Here is a 6622-nt window from a genome sequence, read left to right on the forward strand (position 1 = left end):
GGGTTGTGTACACGACCCCCCCGTGCTCGAAAACCCGACGGGGTGATTATTTTGGTGGTCGAGGGCCCCCGGGGGGGCGCCGGCCCCCCGATTCGCGTCAGAGGAACATGGTGTCCCCGAAGACCGAGTTGGTCGCGCTCACCGCCGGTGTGGTCGCCGTGACCGTCGCCCAGGAGTAGATGTTGAGCGGCCCGCCGCAATTGCCGACCATCAGATGGAAGTCGCGGTTCACCAGGTAGGTGGTGCCCGAGCTCAGCGGCATGCTCCCGACATCGATCTTCTTGATCTCGCCCGGCGCCAGCGACAGGTTCAGGTCCATCCCCGCCGAGATCGACGGACCGATATCGGCGGACACATCCGGCCCCGACGAGCCGAACCCGATGGTGGCCCCCGCGCTGACCGAGATCCCGCCGTTCAGCCCGACCGACAGCGTCACGTCCACCGCGCAGGCGACGAGATAGCCGGACTCGAGCGTCCCGGTCGCCCCGGCGGGCGCCGTGACGTACGCGGTGTTGTCGAGGAACACCTCCCGGTTGGTCGGCATCGCGTTGAGCGCGGGGACCTGGCGGTAGGACTGATCGGTGTGGCCGAGGGTCAGCTCGAAGCCGGCGGGCCCGAGATAGGTCGTCTCGTGCGGGGCCATCGGTGTCGCCGACGCGACGGGGGTGATCCCGACGGTGGTCAGCGCGACGGCGGTGGCACCCAGCACGGTGGTGATGATGTTCAACGTTTCCTCCCCTGAAGTGAGGGCCGTGAATTCCGGCCCGGCATCAACGTAGGAAATCGGCCTTGGTGTGAGCTGGTGCTTACCTTGCAGACGAGCTGAGAATCCCAGGTGAGAGCGCTGTGACCGGTTATCCGGTCCGGCGTCGCGGCACGCCCGACGCCCCGATCGGTGACATCGGCGAATGCCCTGGTGGAGCCTGCTTTCCGTCCGGACCGGACACGTCACACCCCAGGTCGGCGGCTATTCGCGCATTTCGGGGAGGAGATCAGGGAGTTTCCTGATGTCGGCGCCGGGTCATGCGTGCCAGTATCGAAGGATGGATCCGTCTGTTCCCACTCGCGACCCCGCACAGGGGCCCGCCACCCCACCGGGGTCCGGCGCCACCGCCGGGAACGCCGCTCCACACCCTGCCGTCACCATGTCAGCCGGGCCGAATCATGGCATCCCCGCCAACGGCTATGCCGCGTCCAATCGCCCTGTCGGACCCAGCGCGGGCGCTGCTTACCGCAGCAATGGCGCACCGTACGGCGGTGTGGGTGGGCCCGGCGCGGCGGTGGATCCGCGCGGTGGGCGCCGGCCGAAGGGTTCGCCGCGTTTCGTAGCGCGCGCGCTCGGCAACGGCCGTGCCGTCTACGGGACACCGCAGCCGTATCTTCCGCAGCCCCCTTACCGCGGCGCCCAGGCGTACGGGCCCTACCCCGGGTATCCGGGTGCGGCGGCGCCGATGGGTTACGGCGTCCCGCGCGGTTACCTGCCGGGGATGTTGCCCGCGCCGGGTCCGGAGCCGGTCGGTGCACCGCTGCCCGAGACCCCGCGCCTGGTTCGCCGGACCGGTGGCCGGGTGGTCGGTGGGGTCGCGGGTGGTCTGGCCGATCATCTCGGCGTCGACGTGTTCAAGGTGCGGATGGCGTTTGTGCTGCTGTCCGCGCTGCTAGGCGCGGGTCTGGTGGCCTACGGACTGCTGTGGATCTTCACCCCGGCAGGCGGCGACGCGGCGAAGCCCACCGGCGACGAGCGCAGGCAGGCGATCGGACTGGCCCTGCTCGGCCTCGGTCTGGCGGTAACGGTGTCGTGGCTGTTCCAGGGCACCGCGGCAAGGGTGATCGTCCCGATCGTCGTGATCGCGGTCGGCGCCGCGCTGGTCTGGCGCGAGTACGACGTCGCCGCGCCGGGTCCGCGCGCGCTGTTCGGGCTGCCAGCGCGACCGTCGGTGGTCACCTGGTCGCGGATCGTGGCAGGGGCGACGCTGATTGTCGTCGGCCTCGGCGTGGTCGTGCTGGCCAGGATCGATCTGAGCTCGCTCGGTTCGGCGCTGATCGCGGTCGCGGTCACGCTGGTCGGCGCGGGCTTGCTGACGGTGCCGCTGTGGCTGCGCATGGTCCGCGCGCTCAATGCCGAGCGCGGCGCCCGCATCCGCAACGAGGAACGCGAGGAGATCGCCTCGCACCTGCACGATTCGGTGCTGCAGACCCTCGCCCTGATCCAGCGCCAGGCCGAGGACCCGCAGGAGGTGCTGCGCCTGGCCCGCAGCCAGGAACGCGAACTGCGCAAATGGCTGTTCGACGACACCGCCCCGGCCCAGTCCAGTCTGGCCGCGGCACTGCGCACCATCGCGGGCGAGGTGGAGGATCAGCACGGCGTGAAGGTCACGCCGGTGACGGTCGGCGATGTCGTCATGGATCCCGGCGAGACCGGCGCGGGCCTGCCCAAGGAACACTTCACCGCGCTGCTCGGCGCGAGCCGGGAGGCGCTGGTCAACGCGGCCAAGCACGCGGGCGTCCCCGAGATCGACCTGTTCGCCGAGGCCGAGGCGCATCAGGTGAGCATCTTCGTCCGCGACCGCGGCGCGGGTTTCGACGTCTCGAAGGTGGCCGACGACCGTCGCGGACTCGCGAAGTCCATCCGCGCCAGGATCGAACGCCGCGGCGGCACCGCCGAGATCGACTCCACGATCGGCCGCGGCACCGAAGTGCGGATCGTGATGCCGCGCACCGACTCCGGCAGCATCGACGAGGTCACGCCCGACGAGACCACGCCCGCCGATGGCGCGACCGCCGAGCGCACCGACCCGACCGACCAGGGTGTCGGCGGACCGGACCCGCAGCCCGCCCGTCGAGGAGCGCGCGACAACGCGCCAGGGCAGCGCTGAGCGCGGTGACGACGCGCGAACCCGCGCGAGAACTGTGGTACCGATGAGCAAGTCGATCGCACGGGTGGGATGAGGAGAGCTGTCAGTGAGTGTTCGGGTGTTTCTGGTCGACGATCACGCGGTGTTCCGGTCGGGGGTGCGCGCCGAGCTGAGCCGGGAGACCGACATGGAGATCGTCGGCGAGGCGGGCGCGGTGGCCGAGGCGGTCGCCGGGATCGATGCCGCGCGGCCTGATGTGGTGCTGCTGGATGTGCACATGCCCGACGGCGGCGGTGTCGCGGTGCTGACCGGGATCGCCGACGGCCCGGTGTGCTTGGCGCTGAGCGTGTCCGATGCCGCCGAGGACGTGATCGCGGTGATCAGGGCGGGTGCGCGCGGGTATGTCACCAAGACGATCTCCGGCGCCGAACTGGCCGACGGCATCCGCCGCGTCGCAGGCGGTGACGCCGTCTTCAGCCCCCGCCTGGCCGGTTTCGTCCTCGACTCGTTCACCGGCCGCTCCCCGGTCCCCGAACCGCCGCTCGACCCCGAACTGGACTCGCTCACCCCGCGCGAACTCGAGGTCCTGCGCCTGCTCGCCCGCGGCTACACCTACCGCGAGATCGCCGAAACCCTGTTCATCTCGGTGAAGACGGTGGAGACCCACGCGTCGAACGTGCTTCGCAAAACTCAGCAGTCGAATCGCAATGCCCTGACCCGCTGGGCGCATCGCCGCCGCATCGAGTGAGAGGGTTTACATCACTGCGATGATGAGCGCGATCAGGATGACCAGGCCGATCAGCACACCCGCGCCGATGGCCAGTGGTGCGCCGTTGGGCAGGTTGTCCACGAAGCTGCCGGTGCGCTGCTGCTGCGGCGCGGGCGGGGTGGCGAGGGGCGCGCGTTGCGGGCGCGGGAGCGGTGCGGAGTGAGGGCTGCGCAGGCCGCTGGCGGAGTTGCGGGCCGCCCAGGAGGGGATGGTGCCGTCCTCGGTGCGCAGCGGCACACCGAGGATGTAGGCGGCGGTGCCGGGCCCGAAGGCCGCGGTGAGGATCTCGTCGCGGGCCTGGGCCATCGTCGGGCGGCGCTGCGGCGCGGGCTCGAGCATGTGCAGCAGCGGCTGGGTGAGGATGCCGCTGCGGGTGGGCGGGATGATCCGGCCCATCGCGGCCCTGGTGACGACGTCGTTCTCGTCCTCGTCGAAACCGAACGGCGGCTGGCCCTCCAGTGCGGTGTAGAGCGTCGCGCCGAGGGAGAACACGTCGCTGGCCTCGGTGGGCTGGGCGCCGCGGGCCACCTCGGGCGGCAGGTAGGCGGGGGTGCCGGTGATGGTGCCCTCGGGGTCGTCGCCGTGGGTGTCGCCCGCGCCACGGGAGATGCCGAAGTCGCTGAGCTTGGCCTTGCCGAGATCGGGACCGCGATCGGCGACGAGGATGTTTCCCGGCTTGATGTCGCGGTGCACGATGCCCGCGGCATGCGCGGCGGCGAGCGCGTCGGCCACCTGCGCGCCGATCTGGGCGACCTCGACCGCGGGCAGCGTGTCGACCAGCGCGAGCGCCTTGGCCACGCTGCGCGAGGGTAAGTACTCCATGACGAGCCAGGGTTCGCCCGCCTCGATCACCACGTCGTAGACGGCGATGGCGTGCTCGTGCGACAGCTTGGCCGCCACCCGGCCCTCGTGCACGATGCTGCTGCGAATTCGCTCGGCCTCGGCCTCGCTCAGCCCGGCCGTGGAGAGCACCTGCTTGATCGCGACTTCCCGGTTCAGCAGCCGGTCCGTCGCGAGCCAGACCGCACCCATGCCACCGCCGCCCAACTTCGACTGCAGGCGGTAGCGGCCCGCGACGAGGTAGTCGGGGCCGATATGGGGACGAGCACGTTCGGTCACGGGTGCGAGGGTAGCCGAATATGCCGATGACTGGCCGATATCACGGCGCGCGGGTATAAGGGCCCCCGCTGTGGACACGAGATGGGGGTGGGTGTCACCCTGGTCGCTATCGAACGTATATTCGAATACGATCGATAGCTGAAACGGTGCTGTCGTTTCGGTGCTGGGCGGTTCTCCGCTCGCGGGTCCATCGTGGAAGTAGGTGGTGTTGATGGGTTCGGATGCGTTGTCGCCCGAGGTGGCGGCCCGTGAGCGCACGCTCGACGACTTGCGCCGTCGGATGGCGTCGGTGCCGGGACATGGCGAGTCCGCCACCGGTCACATACCGCGTGAGCAGCCACTACGCCGCGATCTGTTGCCGGTGCCCGCACCGCTGGCCGCACTGTTGCCCGACGGCGGGCTGCCCAAGGGCGCCGTGGTCGCGTACTCCGGCGCGCACTCGATGCTCTCGGGCCTGCTCGCCGCGGTGACCGGCGACGGTGGTCACGCCGCGGTGGTCGGCCTGCCCCGGCTGGGTTTGCTGGCTGCCGCCGAGATGGGCGCCCAGCTGTCCCGGCTGGCGGTGATCGCCGACCCCGGCCCCGATCCGGCCGAAGTGGCCTTCTTTCGGGGATCTGAGTGTGTTGTGTGATGTCGTGCTGACGACACTCCGATGAGGTTTTGCGACAGTTCTTTTGGGGTGTAGCTCTGTGGCTCCGTGTAGTTCACCTACGGAGAGCGGAGGATTGGTTGCGAGCCTTTCGGGTTCGGATGCCGTCGGGCGTCCAGTACTGGACGGTGATCGACGCTGGTTACGAAGTTGAGCCGGTCGCGGACCGGTATCTGAGGGAGTTGAGGTTCGGGCGAGACCGGGCCGAGTCGACCACGAAGTCCTACGCCGAGTGCGTGGCGCTGTTCCTGCGCTGGTGCGAAAGCACGGGGCGATATTGGCCAACGGCTGCGAGGGATCTCGGGCTCTTCATCGTCTGGTTGAAGTACACGCGGGCGACTGGTGACCGAGTTGTGGTCGGCCCCGGTGCCGAACAGGTGCGGAGCGCATCGCGGATAAACAAGATCCTGGTCGCTACACGGGGGTTCTTGTCTTTCGCGGTTGTCTCGAAGGAAGCGCCGGACTGGGTGTTGGAGCAGCTGTGGGAGGTCGGCGACACCATGGATCTGCCAGCGGTGGCTCGGGGTGAGAACTCGGCGCTGCGGTATCGGTTGAAGGCCCGGCACAGCATGCGTGAGCCGGAGGCGGCGGTGGATCGCGCCAGCGACGCCGAGATCGTCGCGCTGTTCCGCGTCTGCCGCTCGGCGCGAGACCGGCTGATCGTGTTGCTGCTTTCGCGCGCGGGGCTGCGCCGCGGCGAGGCCGCAGGGCTACGGCGAGCCGATCTGCATCTGCTGCCGGACAATTCGGCACACTTGTGCCCGGTCAAGGGCGCGCATCTGCACGTCATTCGACGTGACAACGCCAACGGCGCCGTCGCGAAGTCGCGGCATTCGCGTGCGGTTCCGCTGGACTTTCTGGTGGTTCGCGCGTTGGATCTCTACCTGCTCGAGCGGGCCGACCAGCCCGCGGCCGCGAACTGTGACTTCCTGCTGGTCAACCTATTTCGCGCGCCGCTGGGCGCGCCGATGAGCGTGGATGCGATCAACGAGTTGTTCGACAGGTTGGGCCGTCGAGCCGGTCTGCCTCGCTCGGTCACACCGCACCAGGGCCGACACGCGTTCGCCAGCAACTTGGCCGACTCCGGGGCACTGCTGGACGAGATCCAGGCATTGCTCGGACACCTCTGCCCCTCGTCCTCGGAGCCCTATCTACATCCTTCGGTAGAACGGCTACGCGAGGCGATCGAGCGGGGGGGGGGCGCGCCCACACAGAGCGCGCGGGCGCACA

The 6622-nt window shown here is 69.6% G+C and carries 6 protein-coding genes; 4 read left to right on the forward strand and 2 right to left on the reverse strand.

Going from position 1 to position 6622, the window contains the following annotated elements:
• Positions 1 to 97 precede the first annotated feature (97 nt).
• Positions 98 to 727, reverse strand: a complete 630-nt coding sequence (locus ACFWPJ_RS21165) for an MspA family porin (protein ID WP_378853834.1) — start codon at positions 725 to 727, stop codon at positions 98 to 100.
• A gap of 760 nt (positions 728 to 1487) precedes the next feature.
• Between ACFWPJ_RS21165 and ACFWPJ_RS21170 the strand changes: the two genes are divergently transcribed.
• On the forward strand, positions 1488 to 2876 hold the full coding sequence (locus ACFWPJ_RS21170; protein ID WP_378853843.1) for a PspC domain-containing protein: 1389 nt from the start codon (positions 1488 to 1490) through the stop codon (positions 2874 to 2876).
• An 85-nt stretch (positions 2877 to 2961) separates the two neighbouring features.
• On the forward strand, positions 2962 to 3603 hold the full coding sequence (locus ACFWPJ_RS21175; protein ID WP_378853836.1) for a response regulator: 642 nt from the start codon (positions 2962 to 2964) through the stop codon (positions 3601 to 3603).
• 6 nt (positions 3604 to 3609) lie between these two features.
• On the opposite strand, the gene ACFWPJ_RS21180 is transcribed toward ACFWPJ_RS21175, so the two are convergent.
• Entirely contained in the window at positions 3610 to 4743 is a 1134-nt protein-coding gene (locus tag ACFWPJ_RS21180; RefSeq protein ID WP_378853838.1) for a serine/threonine-protein kinase, read from the reverse strand.
• Positions 4744 to 4954: 211 nt separating this feature from the next.
• On the opposite strand from ACFWPJ_RS21180, the gene ACFWPJ_RS21185 reads away from it, so the two are divergent.
• Together ACFWPJ_RS21185 and ACFWPJ_RS21190 are read left to right on the forward strand one after the other, a co-directional pair.
• Positions 4955 to 5374, forward strand: coding sequence for a hypothetical protein (locus tag ACFWPJ_RS21185; protein WP_378853840.1), 420 nt, complete (start codon positions 4955 to 4957; stop codon positions 5372 to 5374).
• A gap of 254 nt (positions 5375 to 5628) precedes the next feature.
• On the forward strand, positions 5629 to 6622 hold a 994-nt coding region (locus ACFWPJ_RS21190), incomplete at its 3' end, for a tyrosine-type recombinase/integrase (protein ID WP_378853841.1).

The sequence above is a fragment of the Nocardia sp. NPDC058497 genome, assembly GCF_042720195.1.
Classification (GTDB): Bacteria; Actinomycetota; Actinomycetes; order Mycobacteriales; family Mycobacteriaceae; genus Nocardia.

What these genes read in the sequence shown, in the direction of transcription:
- ACFWPJ_RS21170 (WP_378853843.1), top strand. Translation starts at nt 1,488, where the DNA reads ATGTTGCCCGCGCCGGGTCCGGAGCCGGTCGGTGCACCGCTGCCCGAG.
- ACFWPJ_RS21185 (WP_378853840.1), top strand. Translation starts at nt 4,955, where the DNA reads ATGGGTTCGGATGCGTTGTCGCCCGAGGTGGCGGCCCGTGAGCGCACG.